Annotated in this window: 16 protein-coding genes; 4 read left to right on the forward strand and 12 right to left on the reverse strand. The window is 67.1% G+C overall.

What is annotated here, in order from left to right:
* The first annotated feature begins 410 nt into the window (after positions 1-410).
* Positions 411-788 (forward strand): peptidoglycan-binding protein, encoded by a 378-nt coding sequence (locus tag AB8O64_RS12140; RefSeq protein ID WP_370419179.1) that lies wholly within the window; start codon positions 411-413, stop codon positions 786-788.
* Positions 789-983: 195 nt separating this feature from the next.
* Here the strand turns inward: AB8O64_RS12140 and AB8O64_RS12145 are convergent, their stop codons facing one another.
* Together AB8O64_RS12145 and AB8O64_RS12150 are read right to left on the reverse strand one after the other, a co-directional pair.
* Positions 984-1409 (reverse strand): hypothetical protein, encoded by a 426-nt coding sequence (locus AB8O64_RS12145; RefSeq protein WP_370419180.1) that lies wholly within the window; start codon positions 1407-1409, stop codon positions 984-986.
* Positions 1406-4978, reverse strand: a complete 3573-nt coding sequence (locus AB8O64_RS12150) for an ALF repeat-containing protein (protein ID WP_370423850.1) — start codon at positions 4976-4978, stop codon at positions 1406-1408. The genes AB8O64_RS12145 and AB8O64_RS12150 overlap by 4 nt, the downstream gene beginning before the upstream one ends.
* A gap of 248 nt (positions 4979-5226) precedes the next feature.
* On the opposite strand from AB8O64_RS12150, the gene AB8O64_RS12155 reads away from it, so the two are divergent.
* Together AB8O64_RS12155 and AB8O64_RS12160 are read left to right on the forward strand one after the other, a co-directional pair.
* A complete protein-coding gene (locus AB8O64_RS12155; RefSeq protein ID WP_370419181.1) occupies positions 5227-5745 on the forward strand; it encodes a hypothetical protein in 519 nt (172 codons plus the stop codon).
* A 111-nt stretch (positions 5746-5856) separates the two neighbouring features.
* On the forward strand, positions 5857-7437 hold the full coding sequence (locus AB8O64_RS12160; protein ID WP_370419182.1) for a trypsin-like serine protease: 1581 nt from the start codon (positions 5857-5859) through the stop codon (positions 7435-7437).
* Positions 7438-7816: 379 nt separating this feature from the next.
* Here the strand turns inward: AB8O64_RS12160 and AB8O64_RS12165 are convergent, their stop codons facing one another.
* Entirely contained in the window at positions 7817-8410 is a 594-nt protein-coding gene (locus AB8O64_RS12165; RefSeq protein WP_370419183.1) for a hypothetical protein, read from the reverse strand.
* Between the two features lie 331 nt (positions 8411-8741).
* Between AB8O64_RS12165 and AB8O64_RS12170 the strand changes: the two genes are divergently transcribed.
* The gene (locus AB8O64_RS12170; RefSeq protein WP_370419184.1) at positions 8742-9614 is read left to right on the forward strand and encodes an LLM class flavin-dependent oxidoreductase; all 873 of its coding nucleotides are present in this window, start codon (positions 8742-8744) and stop codon (positions 9612-9614) included.
* 30 nt (positions 9615-9644) lie between these two features.
* Here the strand turns inward: AB8O64_RS12170 and AB8O64_RS12175 are convergent, their stop codons facing one another.
* From AB8O64_RS12175 to AB8O64_RS12215, 9 genes are all read right to left on the reverse strand, one after another.
* The gene (locus AB8O64_RS12175) at positions 9645-10040 is read right to left on the reverse strand and encodes a hypothetical protein (RefSeq protein WP_370419185.1); all 396 of its coding nucleotides are present in this window, start codon (positions 10038-10040) and stop codon (positions 9645-9647) included.
* 300 nt (positions 10041-10340) lie between these two features.
* Positions 10341-10904, reverse strand: a complete 564-nt coding sequence (locus AB8O64_RS12180; protein ID WP_370419186.1) for a hypothetical protein — start codon at positions 10902-10904, stop codon at positions 10341-10343.
* A gap of 44 nt (positions 10905-10948) precedes the next feature.
* Positions 10949-14953, reverse strand: coding sequence for a hypothetical protein (locus AB8O64_RS12185; protein WP_370419187.1), 4005 nt, complete (start codon positions 14951-14953; stop codon positions 10949-10951).
* Positions 14954-15177: 224 nt separating this feature from the next.
* Complete coding sequence (locus AB8O64_RS12190) at positions 15178-16269, reverse strand: ALF repeat-containing protein (protein ID WP_370419188.1); 1092 nt, start codon at positions 16267-16269, stop codon at positions 15178-15180.
* Positions 16270-16346: 77 nt separating this feature from the next.
* Positions 16347-16892, reverse strand: coding sequence for an RICIN domain-containing protein (locus tag AB8O64_RS12195; protein WP_370419189.1), 546 nt, complete (start codon positions 16890-16892; stop codon positions 16347-16349).
* A gap of 32 nt (positions 16893-16924) precedes the next feature.
* Positions 16925-17452 (reverse strand): RICIN domain-containing protein, encoded by a 528-nt coding sequence (locus tag AB8O64_RS12200; RefSeq protein ID WP_370419190.1) that lies wholly within the window; start codon positions 17450-17452, stop codon positions 16925-16927.
* Positions 17453-17496: 44 nt separating this feature from the next.
* Positions 17497-18936: an AbfB domain-containing protein gene (locus AB8O64_RS12205; protein ID WP_370419191.1), complete on the reverse strand. Its 1440-nt coding sequence runs from the start codon at positions 18934-18936 to the stop codon at positions 17497-17499.
* A 487-nt stretch (positions 18937-19423) separates the two neighbouring features.
* Complete coding sequence (locus tag AB8O64_RS12210; RefSeq protein ID WP_370419192.1) at positions 19424-20407, reverse strand: LPXTG cell wall anchor domain-containing protein; 984 nt, start codon at positions 20405-20407, stop codon at positions 19424-19426.
* Between the two features lie 127 nt (positions 20408-20534).
* Complete coding sequence (locus AB8O64_RS12215) at positions 20535-21320, reverse strand: sulfite exporter TauE/SafE family protein (RefSeq protein WP_370419193.1); 786 nt, start codon at positions 21318-21320, stop codon at positions 20535-20537.
* Positions 21321-21535: the final 215 nt, after the last annotated feature.

A 21535-nucleotide genomic window follows, 5' to 3' on the forward strand; every position in this document is an offset into this window, starting at 1 on the left:
CCGGACGGGCGTGGGTCATGAAGAAGCCAACTCGCCCTGGATAGTGCATCGTTCAATGGCGGCGATCTTCTCGAAACGCCTGCTGTCGGCCCGGGGCAGATGGAAACTCGAGCCGGAATACCGCTTCCATCCGTAGATCTTCCGGTGGTCAGCTACCCAACCGGCAGCCTGGTCCAGACCGTAACTCGGCCCGAATGCAGGCGCATTGATCAAGCGGCGGGGTAGACGGTGTGGTTTTGGCGCGGCGCGGCGCGCCGTCGTACCGCGCCGGGTTGAGGTGATCGCGGCGTACCGCAGCGGATGGACCGCAGAGATCAAACACCTGCGGGACGCGGTCAGGACCCCGCCGCGCATAACTTTTCCAACGCGCCGACGACCGGCGGCACGATCCTCGGGAAGGACACGCGCTCATGACAGGCATCAGGAAGACCGTTTGCACGATCGGCATCATGGCGGCGGCGGCAGGCATGGTGGGCGGCGGCCTGGCCGGTACGGCGACCGCCAAGCCGGGTATCGCCAACATCTCTGTCGGGTCCGGCAACTCCCACGGCGTGTGGTGTGTTCAGCGGGCCGTGAACAACTGGGCGGAGCGGACGGGCAAGGGGCGTCCGATCGGCGAGGACGGCAAGTTCGGGTCCGCCACGAAGACGTGGGTCGTGAAGTTCCAGAAGGCGTCCAAGCTCCCGGCGGACGGCATCGTCGGCCCCAAGACCGGCAACAGCGTCCTGGACAACGCCGGCCACCACCGCGGCTACTGCTACGACCACGTCCCGAGCACCCGGCGCTGACCGGGGCACAACGCAGCGGGACCCGACCACGCCCCGGCCGGGCCCCGCTGAAACCTGTGACCGGGATGGCGGGCCTGGACAATCCTCGTGGCCGAGCCATTGCGGAACGGCGTGCAGGCCAGCCCTCCAGTCTGTTCAGACTGGAGGGCTCCACTGCTGATCCCCTGCTACGGCTGTGTCAGCGGCCGCAGCCTGCTAGCGGGACCTTTTGAAGGTGAACTTCTTTCCGGTGTCCTCAGAGATCGGGATGGCGAGGCCATCCCGGGCCGCTTTGCCCAAAATCTCCAGCCTAATACCGATCTTGGATCCGAACACCTCGCCGAGCGTGACGTCGATCTCCTGATTGTCGAGCTCCGGCTTCTCCTCCAAGTCCCACGACCCCTTGCCGGTGAAAGGCTTCAAGGGCTCATTGTCGACGGAGAAGTGGGTGGGGACGTTCACCGCGGTGAGGGATCCGTCCTCGCGCAGGGTCAACTCTGCCCCCTGACTGCCACGCCAGGAACCGACGAGTTCACTCGGCTTCGCCGAGCCGTTGTCTCCCTGGGTCAAGAGGAGCAAAGCCACAGCGCCCACTGCCAGCACGAAGCAGATGACGGCCAGCGGGATGCCAACTCTCTTCACGGAACGTCCACCGTCTCGATCCAGCTCGCCTGCTGCGTCTTCGTCCTCAATGGTCCACCGATCTTGTTCGCCAGGCTGTCGAGCGGACCACCCACATTCCTCTCCATCCACCCCTGGATGCCAGGCAGGTGCGTCAGAGAGCTGATCGTGGTTGTGTTCGTGATGGTGATCTTCACCTCTGCCTTTCCGCCGCTCTGTGAGATGACCTGGTAATCATAGTTATATGTACCGACGAAGACGGACGCGTCGGTGCCATACCTCCCACCGGTCCAGAGGTTCTGAAGGCTGCCAGAGAGGCCGAAGGTCCTCAGGTACTCAAGGTCAGTCGCGAAACGCAGGACTCCCTCTTCCTTCATCACCCTGTAGGCGCCCTTACCCTCGGTCTTGCCCTGGGAAAGATCCTCGCGGATCCCATCACGGACGTTGTCCATCGAGTGGTCCCCGCGAAGCTGCTTGGTGAAGTTGTCGTTGGCCCCGTAAGTATCGACCTTCTTGCCGGTCCCGGTGATCCACTCAAGTCCGAGCTGCCACGCGCTCGGAGAGTCGGTCTTGGCCTCGAGCGCCATTCGCATGTTCTCAAGCTGCCACCGCTCGACGTCGGAGAGCATCTTTTCGGACTGGCGGGCTATTTCCGCCTGGGCGAGACGAATCACCTGCTCCGCACGGTACTTTTCCTGATAGGCCTTGAAGGCATCCTGGTGAGCGGCCTCAGCGGCTGCGGCATCCCTGCCCGCAGTCTCGGCAGAGATTCGCGCAGCGCCCGCGGATGCGTAAGCCGATTCCGCCGAGGCGCTTGCCTGTTCGGCGGACACCATGGCGCGCGCTGCGGAGAACTCAGCCTCACTGGCATCACGCTCTGCTGCAGACGCCGCGGCGTCGGCGACACGTGCGGACTTCGCGGCATCAGCTGCCGAAGTCTCGGCCTGCTTCGCGTAACCGTTGGCCTTGGAAGCGAATTCCTTGGCCTGGCCAGCCTGCCTCGCAGCCTCTTCGGCGTAGCCCTTGGCTCGGTCTGCGGCCTGGTTGGCTTTGACCGCGACGATGGCCGCTTCGGCAGCGTTCTTCTGCGCGAGGGCCGCCACTCCGCCAGCCTCGGCGATGAGCTGCTGGATCGCTGCGATGTGGGTGGCAGCGAGATGGTCCAGACGAGCAGTCGAGAACTGCCCGAACTGAATAAAGGCGTGCAGGGACTGGTCGGTTCCTTCAAGGGCGATCCTAGCGGCGGACTTCGTTTCAGGCCCACCACTGCCCATCAGCTGCGTCGCCCGAATCCGCTCATCGACCGTCCGGGCGGTGTACTGGCCCTCTCCGAGGAACGCGACGAGGTTACCGACCGAACCATTCCTCAGCGCTGCCCGGGCCGCGCTCTTGAGTTCCGGGCCGCCGCTGCCCATGATCTGGGTCACGCGAATGCGGTAATCGGTCAGTGCTACGTCGTTCCGGCCGGTACGCAGGAACTCTCCGACCTGCTTCTCGTCACCCTTCAGTGCCTCAGTAGCGGCATTCCGAACGCTTTCATAGCCACTGGCGGTCGCGAGACCCTGCACCTTCGCGCGCTCGTCCTGGGCCCCGGCCTGCTGCCAGCCGGTGCGTACGTAGGAGCGAACGGCCTCGTCCGAACCCGTCAGGGCGGACTTTGCGGCCGCCTGGCTCCAGGGACCGCGGGTCTTCATCGCCAGGACGGCAACCTTGCGCCCCTTGGCCGCGACATCCTTGGTTTCCGTGCCGGGCTTGGCAGCCTCAGCCGCCAGGCGGGCGGCCTCTTCGTCAAGGTCCTTGGCTTCCTTGACCGCCCGATCCACCTCCGTCTTGCCAAGGGCCTGGGCCTGCTTCTCGGCCCTGGCCTGCTCGATACCGGCGGCGGTCCGGGCCTTGAGCTCCTCGGCCTCGATCTTCGTCGCGACGTTGTGGAGCTTCTTGGCCGTTTCGACTGCAGCGGACGCCTTGTCAGCGGCCCCCTTGGCCGCCTTGGCGTGATCCGTGGACTCCTTCGCCGCCTTGGCCGACTCACCGGCGTGCTCGGCAGCGCGGCGCGCGGCCGCTGCCGCCGCCTTGGCGTGCTGGGCAGCCGAGTCGGCCATCTCCCGCGCCTCTGCCGCGGCATCGGCGGCCTGGTAGGCGAGGTCCCGTGCTGCGATGGCGGCCCGGCGCGACTCCCGCGCCTGGCTGCGTGCCGTCGCCGCCCAGGCCTTGGCCCGAGCTGCCTCGGAGCTTGCCTCGCCAGCGTAACCGCCCGCCTCGTCAGCCGCGTCGGCTGCCTCGTCGGCGTTGGATGCCGCTCCAGCAGCAGCGTCAGCCGCCGCACCGGCCGCCCGGGCGGCGACCTCTACCTGCTTGGCTGCGTCCCTGGACTTCTCAGCCGCGCGTGCGGCGGAGTCGGCATCCTCGGCGGCCTGACGTGCGGCCGCGGCCATACCGGCGTCCGTCGCCGCATTGGCCGCAGCATCGCGTGCCCGCGCCGCGGCCGAAGCCGCTGCCGAAGCGGCGGCAGCGGCGTTCGCGGCGGCGTTGGCAGCCATCCGAGCCGCGTAGTTGGCAGCCTGGGCGGCACCGATGGCTTCCTGCGCCGCACTGGCGGCGCCCTGTGCCGCGTCCGCCGCACGTCCTGCCGCGTTGGCGGCCCGACCGGCGTCCTTCCCCGCCGCCTTCGTCTCGGCAGCGGCCTTCTTCGCCTCCATCTTCGCCAGCTCGGACGCCTTCACCGCACGCTGCGAGGCCTCCTTGGCCGCGTCGGTCTGCTGCTTGGCGACCTCTCCGGCCTCCTTGGCCTGCTGAGCCAACTGGGCCACACTCGCCCGCTCCTGGTCACGGGAACGTGCGATGTCCTGTCCCACCGCAAGGAATTCGCGGATGTCGTCCATCGAGCCGCGCAGTGCGACCTTCGCCGCTTCCTTCGTCGCCGGACCACCCGAACTCATGATCTGAGTGACCCGCAGCCGGTCGTCGTTGTCCCGGGTGGCGTACTGGCTGTCGTCGAGGAACTTACGGACGTCATCGATTGAGCCCCGCAGCGCTGCTCGGGCAGCTTCTTTGGTCGCAGGACCAGCCGTTCCCATGATCTGCGTGGCACGGATTCGCATGTCCGTCTCGAACGGCGCCTTCCAGCCGTCCTTCAGGAAGTTTCGCAGGTCTTCCTTCGAACCCGTCAGCGCCTTGTACGCCACCTCACGGACCGTCACACCACCGGCGGTAAAGATGCGCGTGGCGTTGATGCGGTCGTCGGTGAACTCGGCGAAGTCCTTCTCGCTGCTGAGGAATTTACTGATGTCCTCATCGGTGCCCATGAGCGCAGCTTCGGCCGCAGCCTTGACTGAAGGGCCGCCCGTCGTCCACAGCTCCACGACGCGAGCGCGGTTGGTTGCCGTAACCGAGGTACCCGCAGCCATAGCGGGGCTCGCCGTCCCAAGCAAGCCTCCCAAAAGCGCCGAAGGCAACAGGCCCAGACTCAGTAGGCGCACACCGATTCCTCGCCCTCCCCCGGTTCTCGCCAAAAAGAGATTGTCTCTCACCAGTCTGTTCTTCCCTGCCACTTGCTTGTCGCCGTACTTCGGCGCCGTGAGCATAACCATCACCTTGCAGGTCTACGTACCGTCATATCGGCCGACCTCAAGCCCCCCGCACCTCGTAAGCCGAAAAAACAATCATGTACACGACACCTATCCATCGCAGAAAATCCTTCGGATTACTAGGTGAAGCGAGCCCCAGGAACGTCAAGATCAGGCAAAGTCATATGTGGTGATAAGTTCCCGCTCGGTTGTCTTTACTTCGCCATTACGCACGGCTTCTGCCGTCGCGTACCCCTTGGAAGGATTCTCTGGTGATACTTCGCACGCGCCGGATGCTGACCGCTGGCGCCATCGGCGCGGCTTCCGCCATCGCGAGCGTCTCGGCCCTGGGCATCGCCACTGCCGCTCCCGCACCCGCGGACGACGCCACTCCGCCGTCTGCCGTTGAGACCTTCAAATACCCGAACGCGGAGAAGATCCTCAAGGAGCAAGGCATCGTCCTCCGCAAGGGCGACGGCCACATCCTGCTCGCCGACTGCAAGGTCTCGAGGGACATCCAGGTCGGGACGTCGTTGATTCACCCGGGACAGAGCGAACAGGGCACGTACTGCTTCAAGGTCACCGGGACCGGTAAGTCCGGTTACCTCACGCTGGAAATCCCCACGGTTTACAACATCATGACCGGCGATGTCGCCGTGAAGGCGAACCTCATCGCCGAGGGCAAGAGCCAGACGGTCGCCGTGCCCAAGAACGACGGCGTGGGCGTCGGCACGGGTGCTCCCGTTCCGGGCGCTCCTCCGGTCCTGGTCGAGCTCCGCGTCACCGGCTGATCTCGGAAAGCCCTCCCTAGGGCTCCTCCCGCCGACTTCGGCACGCCTTTCCCATGCACCCGATTTCCGGTGCACCGCCTCCTGAACTCAGATCCAGACAGGAAGATAGACATGTCTGTCGGACGTCCGCGCGCGACGCTGGCCGCAGGCCTCCTCGCCTCCACCGTCATGGCCGGCCTGCTGACCGCTGCCCCGGCTCACGCGGTTGTGGGTACAGCCACCAAGGAAGGCTCCTACGCCTTCACCGCCAAGCTCGACATCGGCGGCGAGCGCAGCTGCACCGCCGCGCTCGTCGAGCAGCAGTGGCTGGTCACCGCCGCCAGCTGCTTCGCCGACAACCCCGAACAGGGCTTCAAGGTCGCCGCCGGTGCGCCCAAGCTGAAGACCGTCGCCACAATCGGCCGCACCGACCTCACCCGCGATGGCGGCACCACCGCCAACGTCGTCGAGCTCGTTCCCCGCACCGACCGCGACCTGGTCATGGCCAAGCTCGACAAACGCGTCACCGGCATCGCGCCAGTGAACCTCGGCTTCAACGCACCGCAGCAGGGCGAGGACGTGTTCATCAGCGGCTACGGCCGTGCCAAGGACGAGTGGGTCCCCGACCGCCTGCACTACGCGAAGTTCGGTGTGGGCGCCGTCAAGGACACCACAGTCGGCCTCGATGGCAAGTCCGATGACGCGGTCGTCTGCCAGGGTGACACCGGTGCCCCCGCATTCCGCGACGTCGGCGGCCGGTATGAGCTGGTCGGAGTGAACAGCCGTTCTTGGCAGGGTGGTTGCTTCGGCAACGAGGAGGAGAAGCGCAAGGGGGCCGTCGACGCCCGCGCCGACGACATCGCCGGATGGATCCAATCCGTCTCCTCGCGCACGCTCCTGGGCCGTGCGAACTGGAAGAGCGCCGAGCGCCTGGCGTCCGGCTACTTCACCGGTGGCTCGGCCGGCGGCAAGCGCCGCATGGACCTCTTTGTCGTGTGGGCCGACGGCTCGGCCTCTCTCTTCCAGGGCGCCGACCACGACGACCCTAAGCAACCCTTCTCCGCCGAGTACAAGGTTGCCGAGAAGGGCAGCTACTGGAAGGACGCGCGTGCTGTCACCGGTGGCAGCTTCACCGGTAGCGGCAGCGATGGGATCACCGTGCGCTGGGCCAGCGGCAAGCTGTCGACGTACACCCACGTCGACCAGAACGGCGTGCACGACGAGAAGACCCTCGCCTACAGCGACACGTGGAAGCGCGCCCGCCTCATCACCGCCGGCCGTTACACCGCCAACGCTCTCCGCGATGACCTGCTCGTCCTGTGGGACGACGGCTCGACCTCGATGTACTCCGACACCAACACCAACGGTGTCCGCAAGGAGTCCCAGCTGACCAACGCCGACAAGGGTTGGCAGAACGCGGCACAGATCAGTTCCGGTGAGTTCACCGGCAAGAAGACAGCAGACCTGGTCATCCGCTGGAACGACGGCGACACGACCGTCTTCCCCGGCGTCGACACCGCCGGGTACCACGGCCGCACCCGGATCCGTCCGGTGGATTCCGCATGGAAGAACGGTCAGGTACTCACCGTGGGCGCGTTCGCCGCCAACATCCGTCCCAACGACATCCTCATCCGGTGGAACGACGGCAACGTCAGCTACTACCCGGGCGTGGACGCGGAAGGTACACACGGCGAGGTGCAGCTCGTCGGCTGATTCCCTCGTTCCACCTGCACAGCCCGTGTCCCGCAGCGTCTGCTGGGGGACAGCTGTGTCCGATCCTTGGAAGTGTGGCCGCCGTCCTTGTGCGTCCATGTCCTCCTGATGGACACCGGTGGCCGTCGGGGCTCTCGCACGGCATCGGGTCGACGGGGTCCTCGCCCAGGCTGCCGGTGTTGCGCTCGGACTACCGCTTCCCCCTCTCGTCCGGCTCGGAGGCGCGGGTCGCCAAGTACAGCCTCCAGCACCGGCTGACCGGCACCCCGATCAAACCCCTACCCCGCGCCGGCACCCGCCGGGCCCGCACACGCACCAACCACGTCGCATCACTCCGCCCCGTCGGGTCGACCCGACGGGGCGGAGTAGCAGAGCAGGATTAACCGATGGCTTCCGCTTCCCGTGACGGCATCCAGTGGTGGACCTTGAAGTTGCCCTTCTCCAGGGTCTCGAAGGGCGCACTGCCCTGGCACGGGCCGACACTCTTCTCCGGCAGCCCGTCGAGCGCCCAGCTGTAGCCCAGCCGGTCACCCTTCTTGCCGTCGTCCAGCACGGTGAAGCCGAACCGCTTGCCCTTCAGATCCCCGATCTGCGGCAGACCGGGCGCGGCCTCGAAGTGCGACTCGGTCACAACGCCCGTCGCCACGGCGACCGGACCGCCGGTCAGCAGGCAGTCGATACGCCCCTTGAAGTAGCCGCCCCAGTCCTTGCCCATGTGGTGGCTGACGTAGAACGTGCCGCGCGCCTTGTCGGCAAAGCCGTGGGCGTTGAAGGAGAAGTGCACGTCGTCGCCGGGCTTGCGCTTGAGCTTGGCGGACCCGGTGAGCGAGGGCTCGTCCGGCGTCTGCCGGACGACGGCCCGGGTGTCACTCCCGGCCGCCGCGGCCGGCCCGCTCGCACCCGAGGTCAGCACGGCGGCCGCGCACACGGCAAGGGCGATGGCAGCGCCAAACGGACGGCGAACACGGGACATTGCTTCCTCCTGGATGAGCGGCGCCAGCGATGTGCTGATCACCTCCCACCACGATGCCGCCCGTGCCGACACCGTCACATCACACCAGAGGCGGGTCCCGCTCCGCCGTGCGGCGGAGCGACGGTGAGACGTAGGGCCGATGGCCGCCCGGCCGGAGCGCGTGCCGGAAAAGGCGTTGCTCAGGCATGGATGACCGCGTTACGGTCACCGCACTCTAAAGATCACGCTCTCTGGAACCACGTCGCAGAACGGGAGCGAGCCCGCGCAGCACATGCGCGGAGCCACGGAGGGGCGGCACCTGATTCGGCATGCCCTCCGGAGGATCCTTCCCATGAACATCGGCCTTGGCCTTCCCATTGACGACCCCGCATTGCTGTTGAGCTGGGCGCAACGTGCCGACGCCGGCCCGTTCAGCACGCTCGGCCTGCTGGACCGGCTTGTCTTCGACAACCCCGAGCCCCTCATCACCCTCGCAACCCTCGCTGGTGCCACGTCCCGGATCCGCCTCCAGACCGAGGTGCTGATCGCGCCCGTCCACAACACCGCGATGCTCGCAAAGCAGACAGCGACCCTCGACCGTTTGTCGGCCGGCCGCTTCACGCTCGGCATCGGCGTCGGCGGTCGCGAGGACGACTGCCTGGCCGCAGGCATCGACATCCGCCGTCGGGGCCGCCGCCTCGACGAGCAGATGCCGCTGCTGCGTCGGACCTGGGCCGGCGAGCCGTACGACGCGGGTGTCGGGCCCATCGGTCCTCCGCCCACGACACCTGGCGGCCCGGAAGTGCTGTTCGGAGGCTTCTCTCCGGCCGCGATCGAGCGGGTCGGCCGGTTCGGGGACGGGTTCCTCGGCGCGGCGCTGCCACCGCAGTTCATGGCCGACCTGTACCGCAGCGTCGAGGCGGTCTGGGAGAAGTACGACCGCCCCGGCAGCCCGCGCCTGGTAGCCCAGGTGAACATCGCCCTTGGCCCGCAGAGCACGGTGGAGCAGGCCCGGCGTAACATCCGCAGCTACTACGATTTCACCGGTCGCGCAGACCATGTGGCGAACGGTCTTCTCACCACACCGCAGGAGATCCGCAACGCGGCCGCGGCCTTTGCCGACATCGGCGCCGACGAGGTCATCCTCTACTGCTGGTCCTCGGACATCGACCAGGTCGACCGTCTCGCTGACGCTCTCTTCCAGGGCCGCCGTCGGGTCGCGTGACGGAGGCCCTGGCGGCCTGCGTCCGTCCGGTCACTTCACGGTCACCGTGACGCGCCAAGGTGAGACGACCAAGGGACAGATCTTGCCCGGATCGGGGCGGCAACGGCGAGGCGCACTGAGGGTGACTGTGCCGGGTTTCTCCCCGTGGAAGGTCACTGCTGCGTCGCCGGCCGGTGTGCTGCCACCCGAGGTCCGTCGGAGCACCGCGGGGTCACTGGGCTTCGGGATGCCCCAGCTGTAGTTGAGTCCGCGTTCGCTGTAGTGGGTGAGGCGAACTTCGATGTCGTCGCCCGTGCTCGCGGGCACGGACCGGCCGCTGTCCGGGTTCGTGAGCACGATGCGCTTGGCCAGCTGATGCGATGTTCGGCCGTGAGCGGCTGCCGGTGTTGCCGCTGATGCCATGACGGCCACCAAGGCCAGCCCCATGCCCCATGGGGCAGCAGACCACTTCGTTCCCATCCGAATGTCCCTCCCGACGGCAACAACAGACCTATTCTTCCGGCCAGTTCGACGGGTCGGGGCAAGCTGCGTCCCAAACCACCCGACCGAGGGTCGTGGCGGTTTGACGGCGAGTGGGACCTGTGAGGAGAGAGCCTGCGCTTGCGGACGGCGCGGCAGTGGCGGTGTCCGTGGAGCTCGTCACATGGAGGCGGCCCCTGCGTCTCCTGCTGTCAGGACAGGAACGCAGGGGCCTCTTGCCATATGGTCACAAGGCTCGGAGGTGGTTCAAAACCATTCTCCGGCCCCGGGTAGAACCTGCTCGGCCTGCGTGATCCGGTACCCGCGCTGTTGGTAGAGGCCTCCGGGTCGTCCGTAGACGTTCCAGGCCAGGTTGACGGCTTCGCTGAGGCAGGAGCCCATTAGGTGGACCACGAAGGGCGATTCCCCAACGGTCCGGCTGGCGGCCGGCTCGGCGGTGATCCGGTAGACGCGATGTCGCAGGATCTCGGCAGGTATTCCGCTGCGCTTTTCGGCATCGGCAACCTCGGTGGCCAGACGCTGCGAACGCTGTTGGCGCCAGCGGACAGCGCGGTAGTCCTGCTCAGGGTTGTAGGCCGCCATCTGCTGTTCCGCCATCACATGTGCGATCCGCTGCCAGGCAAGCGACTCCCACTGGGAGATCGCGAGCTCGCAGAGATTGAGCGGCTCCGCTGGCTCTATACGTGCACGCGCCTCGCGTTCCTCGGCGAACCGCACGCAATCCTGCACCTGGTCAAGGCTCAACCCGGTAGCCTTTCTGACCACCCCGAGCCTCGCCATTTCAATCGGCAAGTACTCGTAGACCGCCATACCCTTCACCCTAACTTCGCGCTCTCCGGGCACCGAAAGATCCACTATCTCTGCCAAATAGGCTCATCGTAGTCGAAATCTATGTCACCCCATTCATCCTTCTGCCAAATCCTCGTCACATATCGCCAGGGTACGCCGCCATCGAAAGCCACCTCGGCTTCGTGAGCATTGGGGTTGTTGAGTCTGCCGACTGTTTCATTGACGTCGATCCCCCCAGGCGCACCCTTGATCTCGTAAACGTAGCTACCGCCCCGAGAACCCATGGGGAACGTTACAGCGACGTCGGCACGCTTGGACGTTCCCACGAATCGACTGGGGACGCTACTATCCTCCACGTACGCCAAAAGGGAACGTGTCGAATTCGGATCCTTGGGCATGAAGCCCCCAGCAGCCTCTATCTCGGCAGGCGACCGGTTGTCACCTCGATACACTATATTGCAGTCGGCGAAGACTGGAGTGGGGCCGTCACCCAGCGTTTGGCGCCCGGCCCGAACGTTATTGATCGACCCACTGGTGCCGCTACCCAGCGATGCGAAGCTGACATGCTTGGGCTTTTTTGGATTTCTGGGCTTAGACTTATCCCGCTTGTGCTCAACGTCGCAGCCCGGAAGGTTCTTGCGAATTTCCTCCAGGGCTTCTTCTACCCTTTTGATCCGCTTTTTCGCCTCAGCAGACTTTTCAAGGGATTTACCGATTCCCGCAAGGCGCTTGGCAGCCTTGACGAGTTCCGGGAATTTTTGGAAGGCCTGCACCGCCTTACTGGCAGGGATGGCCTTGATCAGCGCCATGACGCAGCTCACGACGTCGCCATCGCCGAAGCACTTCTTGATGTCCTCAAGCGGAATGAACTCAAGGAGTACATCGCTGCCGATGTCGACCAGGTGGTCGACTATTTTCTTGTCGGCAAGCTTTCGGTCCTCTTCGTACTGCTCGGGCGAGATGCCGAGCTCTTTGAGCGCCTTTTCCTCGGCCTCGGTCGGCTTGGCGCTGCTGCCCTTGCCGTCCTGCTGGGCGGCTTCCTCGCGGGCCTTGCGTTCCAGCTCGCGCTGGTATTCCTCGGCCTTCTTGGCTGCTGCATCGGCCTCGCGGGCGTACTTGTCGGCGTTCTTCGACGCAGCTTCCGCCGACTTGGCGTGCTCTTCAGCGGATTCGGCCAGCTTGCCTGCGGCCGTGGCGTCCGCTGCCGCCTGTGATGCCGCTCCCTGAGCAACGGTGGCCTGGTTCTCGGCCATGCTGGCAGCGCTGTTGGCGGCTGTGGCCTGGTTGTCCGCCTCGGTGGCGGCGCCGCGTGCCCGTTCTGCTTCGGCCTCCGCTTGCGTGGCTGCCTGACGCGCCGCTGCCGCATCCGCGTAGGCACCGTTGGCGCTCTGCCGGGCGAGATTGGAGTCGGCCTGAGCCTGGGCGTCGGCTTGATTGGCCCGAGACGCGGCGGCCCTAGCCTTGGCTCCGTCCTCTGCGGCCTGGGCTGCCGACTTCAGGGCGGCTGCCGTTGAGCGTGCCGCGCTGACCGAGGAACGTGCCGCGTCCGCAGCAGCCTTGAACGCAGGGGCAACCTGCGCGTTAGCCCGCTGCGCGGCGGCCTCGGCGGCTTCGGCGGCCTTGACCGCTTCGGTGGCCTTGGCCTCCGCCGACTCGACCTGCTCCTGTCCCATCTCCTGGGCGGCGGCGGCCACTGCGGCAGCGAAGTCGGCGTCGACGTCCTTGCCGGAGAAGGGGGCAGTCAGTGCAATGGCGGTGTTGGCGGGGTCGGCGATGCCGGCTGCTGTGGAGCGCGCCGCCATGGACGCCTGCACGGCGATGGTGGCCTGGATCTTGGCCATCGCGGCCTCGCGTACCGCGCCGTCGGCCTCGTCCTTGGTGCGGTTGGCCGCCTGCACGGCGTTCTTCGCTTGGATCGCGGCCAGACCGGCCAGACGGGCGGCTTCGTGTGCGGCGATGCCCGCGCGGGCTTCCTGAGCCGTGGCCACAGCGGCCTTGGCGTTGGCCCGCTGCGCTGCGGCGCGGGTAGCTGCGGCTTCGGCCGCGGCCTTGTTCGCTGCCGCGTTGGCGTTGGCTGCCGCGGCTTCGGCGTTATTCGCTGCGGCGTTGGCGTTCGCAGCATGCGCGGCGGACTCCGCCGCCGCAGCTCGCGCCCGAGCGGCCGCTCCCGCAGCCTCGGTGGCCGCCGTGCGTGCCCGTACGGCTGCACCACTGGCTGCGTCAGCGGCACTACGGGCCTGGCCGGCCGCCTCACCGGCAGCCTTGGCATCCGCTCGCGCAGCAACCGCGTAGGAATGCGCCAGTGCGGCGTCCTCGGTGCCGCGGAGCGATGCCTCTATCGCCTCAGCGGCCTGGGCCCTGGCCTCTTCGGCCTTGTGGTTCTGCTCGGCCTCGACCGCATTGTTCCTGGCCTCGCGGGCCTTGGCTTCCTCGCCGCCGGCCCGCTCGTCCGCGCTGGCAGCTTTGCCTTCCTGCTCGACGGCGTACTCTCGCGCCCTTGCCGCGGCAGCGGCGGCCTCCTGCGCCTCCGCCCGCTTCGTTGACGCGGTACGCGCCTCGGCATCCGCTCGTGCCCGTGCTGCCGTGGCGGTATCCCGCTCTCGTTCGGCCCGAGCCCGCGCCTCGGCGGCCAGACCGCGTTCACGCTCGGCGGTTGCCCGCTCTTCGGCAGCGACCTTGGCCTGCCGCTGGGCCTCTTCCCGGGCCTCACGGGTCTTCTTGGCGTGGTCCCACGCTGCCTGCTCGGCCTTTTCGGCGTCGAGGCGGGCCTGCTTGCCCCTTGCGGCGGCGTTCGCGGCGATCTTGGCCTGGTTGCCGGCTGCTTCTGCCAGCTTGGCCGCGGCCTTGGCGTGCTCCTCAGCGTTGGCCCGCCACTTCCTGGCCTGCTGCTCGTGCAGTTCGGCCTGGTTCTGGGCATTGAGGCCCTTGGCATCCGCCTCGGTGGCATCCACCGCATGCTGCGCGGTCTCAGCCGCCTTGACCGCCGCGTCCGCCGCCGACGCAATACCCGAAGCAACCTCAGCCCACTGCACGCCATAGGTCAGCCCAGTTTCCACCAGGATGTCGGCCTGAGCCTTGGCCAGGAGGGACGCGACCTGAGCCTGCTTGGCGGCCTGGTCCGCGTTCCTGACCTGCCGGGCTACCTCGGTTTTGACCTGGTCATAGTCGGACACCCTTTTGCCGGCTCGATCCGCTGCCAGCATCCGGTCGGCCTGGCGCGACTGCGCGGCCGCCGAACTCATTGCGTTGGACGACAACTTGAGCGCCTTGACGGCGTCTCCGTGCGCAGCGATCAGCTTGGTGCGGGCATCCGCCGCGCGGGCGGCCTTCTCGGCCAAGTCCCGCAGCTTGTCCGCAGCCTCCTGGGCTTCCTTCAGGGCCTTCTCGTGGGCTGCCCGGTCGTCGGCATCCTTCTGCGCGGCGACCAGGTACCCCTTCTCCAGGAACTCCGAGATTTTCTGGTCGTCATGCGTGGCCAGTGCAACCTGAGCAGCCCTCTTCACCTCCGGCCCACCGGCAGCGGCCAGCATCTCCACGCGCTTGCGGTTCTCGTCCGCGCGCTTGCGGTCGTTCTCCTGGGTCTTCTTGTCCCGCTGCCGGGCTATGTCGGCACCGAAAGCCAGGAAGTCGGCACGATCCCGGGCCGCCCCCTTCAGAACACGGTCGACCTCCTTCTCGAAGTACGAGCCGCCGGTACCGCGCATCGCCTCGATCTGCTGGCGATTCTGGACGTCGGTGGCGTCCCTCTGCTCCTTCGCACGCTTGCGGGCCTCTGCCTCGCCGTGCTCCAGGAACTCCCGGATCGCGTCCGGATCGCTGCTCTCCAGGGCCTTCTTAGCGGCTTCCTTGACTTCCTCCTCTTCGTCGAACTCCGCGAAGTCCTCGACCAGTTGCCGGTCCCGCTCAGCACTGATCTCGTCCAGTTTGGACTTCGGCCCGGCGGCAGGCGCCTGCCGAGCGGCATTCAGACGGTCCAGGGCGGAAAGTGTCTGGGCGCTGAGTCCAGTTGCTCTGGCAGATGAATCGGTGGCGGCAGCGGCCTGCCCCGTCAAGCCGCCGAGCAGCGCCACGGCTGCTGCTATGGAAACGGCCTTGCTCGCCACTACGGCTGCACGACCGCGTAACCCTCCGGTTCTGGTCCGGAATCTTCTGTCCCTCACGAAAAATCTCCTGTTGGAATGCAAAAGAAAACCCCTGCCCTATGCGTGTGGGCAGGGGGGATCGAATAGAGAAAGAGAAACCGTGGGAATGGCAGGGGATTGACCGACGGGTCATTCCCGGCGGCCGTACGGCATCAGCCCCGCATGCGGTTCTCGCTGTCCTTGGCCCGGTCGAACATGTCCTTCCAGAATGCGGCCGAACCGGCCGCCTCTGTCTGTTCCTTGGCCCACGAGTCCTGGTTGGCGTCAGCGGGCCCGGCGATGTTCTTCCAAAGGCCGTCCGCGCTTTCCTTTGCGGCCTTGCCGATGTTCCGCCAGTTCTCCGCCTGCGCCCTGGCCGTGTCCTGCTCGGCCAGCCACGCCTTCTGCGCGGCATCGGCGTGCTCTGCCACCGCTCTCCAGGCTCCCTCGGCCTCAGCCCGGGCCTTGGCCCAGTCGGCTGTGTTCTTCAGGTCCTGCTCGGCGGCGGTGGCCTTCTCGATCAGGAGTTTCAGCGTGTGATGCCGCAGCACCTCCGCGTCAGCGACCCGCATCCGGTAACCCTCGAGATCCAGCGCCGCACCGGTCACCCAGCCGTAACCAAAGAACTCCACGACGTCCGCATTCGTGGCACCGGTCCGCAACGCCCACTGCGCCGCTACCCGCACCTGCTCGCCTGGGTCCTGCTCTGCCAGGGCGCGCACGAAGGCCCGGTCATTCGCGGCGGCTTCCTGCCTCTGCTGCGCGTCAGCCTCCCTGGCAGCCCGGTCACGCTGCTGCGCCTCGGCGTATCCGGTCCTGACGAAGGCCGCCCGGTCGGTGTCCGAGCCTTTCAGGGCACGTTCGGCCGCAGTACGCACCTCGGGTGAAAACTCCACGGGGTGGGTGCTCACGACCCGTTCACAGAACGCCGTGTTTCGAGACCGAGTGGTCCTCATCCGCTGCTTGGCGGCGTCATAGCCACCACCGGGAGCCAGCCAATCCGCGATCGCAGCATCCCCCCGGGAGCTGCGCAGCGCGTTCCACGCCGACACGCGCACCTCAGCGGGGAGGTTCGACTTGGCCACCTTGAGGACGCGGTTCCGCGCGTTCTCAGCCGCGACGGCCGCAATGGGTGAGGGCTGATCGGTCGACACGGCGATCGGGACAGGGGCGTCGGCCCATGAGGGCGCCGCGCCCGCGAGGGCTCCGCTGACGGTCAGCATGCTGACCGTCAGCGCCTGCGCGACCCACCACTGACGGCTCACTTCGAATCTCTCAAGAAATCAACCTGCATTGCAGTGCCCTTAGTCCTGGAGGGACGGTGCTGTGGTCACAGCGCCGGTCAATTGACGGGCCGGATCCGCCAGAGCTGGGCGGCGCTCTGGTTGCAGTACCACTGCCACAACTGTCTGCCCGGGACAACGCCCCCATCGGGCACGTCGAGGCAACGGTCCTGCACATGCGTGGGACGCAACTGGTAGAGCTGCCGGGCAGGATCGACGAGGTCCATCTGCCAGCGCATCTGCTTACCCCCGGAGCAGTCCCATGACTGGACTGCGGCCTTGACCTGAGTGCCGCTGTTCTCCACCTCCAGGCACCTGCCGTCCTTCACCGAGCGGAGCTCGAAGGAGGAGTTGTCAGTGGGAACCGCGCGCCACTTCGTCCACTCCCGGTCATTGCAGACGTCCAGGTATGCCCGGCCGCCGTTCTTGACAGCGGGGCTGCTGGGAATGGCCAGGCACCGCCCGCTGTCCCCGACCTCGATCTGGACGACAGTGTCCTCGGAGGCTGTATCGGGGGTCCTCTGCGCGTGTGCGGTAGTCGTGCCGCCGGCCAGTGCGGCCAGCCCGGCGCCGAGAGCAAGCGCAGCTCGGATGATCCGTGCCATCGTAAATCCGTTCCTACTCAACACAGTGGGCGTCAGGAGGCGGTCGGCTGCATGCGCCAGCGCTGGGAGGAGGCTCCGGTGCATGGCTGAACCATCGCCCACTCGCCCTCGGCCTGGCTGGAGTACGGGATGGTCAGGCAGTAGTCCGTGCGGGACGCGGAACGCAGTTCGTACAGGCCCTTGGCGATCTCAACGAGCATTACCCGCCAACGCTCAGTGGAGTTGTCGGAGCACCACCTCTGTTCGACGTACCAGTCGGTCCACGGTGCGGCACCCCCAATGCAGCGACCGCTGTGCTTGGCCCATATTGAGATCAGCCCCCCGCCACCAGAGCGCAGCTCGAAGAGCTGGTTGTCCAGGTCGTCGGCACAGGACTGCTGGACGACAGACGCACGGCCCAGTTTGGCGCCGCTGACGGTGAGGCACTTGTCACTGTGCTCCGCCCGCAGGCGCACGAAGGAGGAGGTGTCGGCAGGAGCCGCGTAGGCGGTGGTCGCACCGCCGGCCAGCGCGGCGATGCTGGCGCTGATGACCAGCGCGGCTCGCGTGGTCCGAAACATCGTGGGATCCGTTCTTCTCTGGGGTGAACTCGGCAGGGAGGAGCTCAACGCGCAAGCGGAGGAGCAATCGACCACGTGGCGTCCTGGTTGAATTCCTCCTTCGACCTGTAATTGGCGTAGAGCTGTCCGCCGTACGCCCGCAGCCAGACCCCGCGTCGGCCCGCCAGCTCGAAGGAGACCCCGGTCCCGGCGAATCCCCGGTAACGGCACCAGGTGGCGTACTCCTTGAATTCCGCACTGCCGTCGTCCGCGACTATCCGGACGTTAGAGACGCCGCCGTGCTCGCCCCACACGTAGTAGCCCGGCTTGCGCACCGACTCGAAGGAGAAGCAGCCGGGATTGCTGGCGAGCGCGGGCACGATGACCCAAGTGGCCTCCTCGCGGACGGCCTGCTTACTCTTGGCGTCGAGGGGGCCGATGAAGCCGTAGTCGTCGTCCGGGGCGGAACCGCGGAGGTACCACCCCGCCTGCGGACCGACGCTCAACTGGATCGACTGCCGTCGTGCGCGGAGCTGGCTGTCCGGCTTGAGGAACCGGGCGACCTCCGCGTCGTCACCGGCAAGGGCCTTGCGTGCCGCCTCCACCAGGCCCGGGGTCACCCCGCTGTTCTCGGCCGTGGCCATGATCTGTCGGGCGAGCTTGCGGTTTTCCTCCGCGAGCTTCTTCCGACGGGCCTCGTCGTCGCGCTTGTACGCCTCCTCGGCCCCTGAGTGGATGAACTTCTTCCACTCCACCGGGTCGGAGCTGAGCACCGCGCGCTCGGCAGCCTCGGAGAGCTCGGACTTGCGCGTATCCTCAGGCGCCGTACGCAGCAGCTCCCGGATGAAGTTGTCATCGCTCAGGGCGAGCATCGCCTCGGTCGGCGTCGCACGGAAGAGCGCCGCGGTGTTCGTTCGCGCAGCCAGTTCCTTGCGGCGCTCCGCCTCCTTGCGGTTCTTCTCCTCAAGCTCCTTGAGCTCGTTGGCCACGTCCCGCTGGCGGGCTTCGCGGGCCCCGTTGACGATGAACTCCCGCCATGCAGCCGCGTCGTTGGCCAGCGCCTTGGCGGCCGCCGATCGGACCTCCGGACCGGCAGCATCGTGCTTCATGATCGCGCGGATGAAGTTGTCGTCGCTGAGCGCCAGCAGGTCAGGGCTGCTCGGAATGCCGACCGCGATCAGTACCTGAGACTTGGCGAGCCTGACCGCACGCTCGGCGTCGGCCTTGTCCTTCTCCCGCTGTTGGTCGAGCTTGTACGCCTGGTGGATGCCGGTCGTGATGAACCGTACGTGGTCCTCGGCCTTGGTGCTGCTCATCATCGCCTCTTCGGCGGCTGTGCGTACAGCTCCCAGCTCCTCGCCCGCGTCTCTGGCCTTCTGCCACAGTGCGTGGATGAAGTCGTAGTCACTGAGCAGGAGGACATCCGGCTTCGGGTCGAGCCGGACCACGGCCGCCGCCGCGACGCGCTGTTCGTCATTGGTCCCGATGCCGCCGGCCTCGGACACTGTCTTCGACGGCGCGGCGACAGCGGTGTCCGGCGCGACTACGCCAGCTACAGCGGCTAACGCGGTAGCGGTCACGATTCCGCGCGTGGCTAATCCCCGGATCCGAACGGAGGTGACGTGTCTCTCGTGCATGCTGTTTTAGCGCCCCTTCTGGCATCCCGTGTGGGTCATGAGCCGACCCGGCGGATGGTGTTTCACATGGTGCTGGTTGCCTTCCAGGTGCCCAGAGCCAAGGACATGCGGGCATGCCGGAGTGGCTGGTTCGCCCGTTAGCAGCCAGGCGCACCAAGCCCTGCGGTCACAGCGCAATCACTGTATGTACGGACCACGTTACTTGTAAAGGAGTTGTGAATCACTGGCGCGGAACCTGCGTCACAAGCGCCCATGCCACAGGACAACAACGGAAGCACCGTGCCGTAGCTGTCAACGCGTGAGGCCCGGACCGTCTGGTCCGGGCCTCATCGTCTCTATGCAGTCGGTTACCGCATCAGCCCTGCGCTGCGCCCCGGCGGCGGGCCATCACTACCAGGCCCGTGCCCAGCGCGAGCGCCCCCGCGCTGCCTGCGAGGGCCCACGGGGTGGAGGAGCCCGCGCCCGTCTTGGCCAGCTCGCTGCTGCCGCTGTTGGTTGTGGTGGTGTTGCCCGCGACTGCGGCGGCCGTCGTCTCGCTCGCGGACGGCGTGGCCGTGGCGGTAGCGGTAGCGGTGGCCGTGGCGCTCGTCGTCGGGGTTGCGGTGGCGGACGCCTTCGGGCTGGGCCCGGTCTTGGGGTCCTTGGTCTTGGTCCCACCGCCCGTAGTCTCCGAGGCCGTGGGCTTCGGGCCTGTGGGGTCCGTCTTGCCGCCGTCCTTGGCGACGATGGTGATCGCGCCCAGCTTCGGAGTCAGAACCTCCTTTGCTGCCATGGTTGCTGTCACGTTCGCGGCCGCCTGGCCTACTGGGAAGGTCTTGGGCAGGAGTACATGCAGGTCGACGGTGACCTTGCTTCCCTTGGCGATGTCACCGATCTTTGCCTCTCCGCGCACCTTCTCGGGGCTGACGACTGTGACCATCGACTCCCAGGACGACGTGGAGGCGTTAATGTCCGTCCGGTACTCCAGCCGCGCGGCGCGCTGGTCCTGCGGCTCGATCTGACCACCGTTCCCCTTCTCCAGGCCGAAGAGGCTGAAGCTCAAGGTGAAGTCCTCGACGGGTTCACCGTTTTGGTTGTCGACGACGAACGAGAACGCCGTCCACTCGCCTCCCGCTGTGAGCTCCTTGGGGAAGTCCTTGGACGTGATGACGGGAGCCTTCTTCTCCTCATCGGCAGGAGCCTTCTCCCCACCCGCCGGAACCGGCACAGGCACCTGCTCCTGCGTCGTCGTCACCGGCGGCTTGGCGTCCGTGCCGTCGGCGACAGCCGGGGCGGCCAGGAAGACGGCCGGGGCTATGGAGGCGGCGGCCACGACCGCGGTGATCCGTGACAACTTCATCTAGGCAACCTCTGTTCAGGGAACGGTCAGAAACAGGCAGATTGAGCCCTGCAAAGCAGCGCTAACTGTATGAGCACGCTAAATATCGCCCATCTCGGGCCTCTGTGCAGCCCTATGACGGAACGTCTCACCAGCCCCACTGGTCAAAGGCCAGCTTGCACACCAGTGACACCACCACCACGACCAGCACCCCGCGCACGAACCCGCTCCCCCGCTTCAGTGCCATCCGCGCGCCCGTCGCGCCGCCCGCGAGGTTGAAGACGGCCATGGGGGCCGCGACCTGCCACAGCACGGCGCCCTGGAGGGAGAAGGTCACCAACGCTCCCACGTTTGTGCAGACGTTGATGACCTTGGACGTGCCGGAGGCCGTCACCAGGTCCATGTGGAGTATCGCGGCGAGGGCGATGACGAGGAACGTGCCCGTGCCGGGGCCGATGAGGCCGTCGTAGAAGCCGATGCCCAGGCCTGCCACGGCGATCGCGGTCAGGACGCGGCGGCGGGTGACCGGGCCCGGGGTGGGTGCGGTCGTGCCGAAGGTGGGGCGGAGGAGGACGAAGGCGAGGACGGCGAGCAGGACGACCATGATCAGGGGGCGCAGGACGGCGCTGTTGATTCCGGAGGCAAAGAAGGCGCCGGCCAGGGAGCCGACGAGGGCGGCGGCGCCGATGCGCAGGCCCGCGCGCAGCGTCATGGGGTCGCGGCGGGTGTAGGCGACGGCGGCCGCGGTGGTGCCGCAGATGGCGACGGCCTTGTTCGTGCCGAGGATGTGCGCGGGCGGCAGGTGCGGCAGGCCGACCAGCAGCGCCGGGAGTTGGAGGAGACCGCCCCCGCCGACGACGGCGTCGATCCACCCGGCCGCTGCGGCGGCCAGGCAGAGCAGGAGCAGCGTGGTCAGCGATATGTCGGGGCTCACCGGCGCGATCGTACGGGCAACGCGGACCCGCGCCCGCACAAGTCGGCGGCTGTCGGCCATGCCCCTCGGCACACCCGTTCGGCCCAACAGGGCGCGGACGGCGCATTGATAGGCACCCGGGCCGCCCGCGCGCCCCCTTCCTCGCCTACGCTGGGACGCACGCAAGCTACTGACGCGTAGCGACCGATGCGGACAGCCGCCCGGGTCGCCGAGCA

It is taken from the genome of Streptomyces sp. QH1-20 (assembly GCF_041283565.1).
Lineage (GTDB): Bacteria > Actinomycetota > Actinomycetes > Streptomycetales > Streptomycetaceae > Streptomyces > Streptomyces syringius.

Bases quoted from the DNA above. Each gene is read 5' to 3' on its own strand.
- AB8O64_RS12140 (WP_370419179.1), top strand. From the start codon at position 411: ATGACAGGCATCAGGAAGACCGTTTGCACGATCGGCATCATGGCGGCG.
- AB8O64_RS12150 (WP_370423850.1), bottom strand. From the start codon at position 4,978: ATGGTTATGCTCACGGCGCCGAAGTACGGCGACAAGCAAGTGGCAGGG.
- AB8O64_RS12160 (WP_370419182.1), top strand. From the start codon at position 5,857: ATGTCTGTCGGACGTCCGCGCGCGACGCTGGCCGCAGGCCTCCTCGCC.
- AB8O64_RS12165 (WP_370419183.1), bottom strand. From the start codon at position 8,410: ATGTCCCGTGTTCGCCGTCCGTTTGGCGCTGCCATCGCCCTTGCCGTG.
- AB8O64_RS12170 (WP_370419184.1), top strand. From the start codon at position 8,742: ATGAACATCGGCCTTGGCCTTCCCATTGACGACCCCGCATTGCTGTTG.
- AB8O64_RS12175 (WP_370419185.1), bottom strand. From the start codon at position 10,040: ATGGGGCTGGCCTTGGTGGCCGTCATGGCATCAGCGGCAACACCGGCA.
- AB8O64_RS12180 (WP_370419186.1), bottom strand. From the start codon at position 10,904: ATGGCGGTCTACGAGTACTTGCCGATTGAAATGGCGAGGCTCGGGGTG.
- AB8O64_RS12195 (WP_370419189.1), bottom strand. From the start codon at position 16,892: ATGGCACGGATCATCCGAGCTGCGCTTGCTCTCGGCGCCGGGCTGGCC.
- AB8O64_RS12200 (WP_370419190.1), bottom strand. From the start codon at position 17,452: ATGTTTCGGACCACGCGAGCCGCGCTGGTCATCAGCGCCAGCATCGCC.
- AB8O64_RS12210 (WP_370419192.1), bottom strand. From the start codon at position 20,407: ATGAAGTTGTCACGGATCACCGCGGTCGTGGCCGCCGCCTCCATAGCC.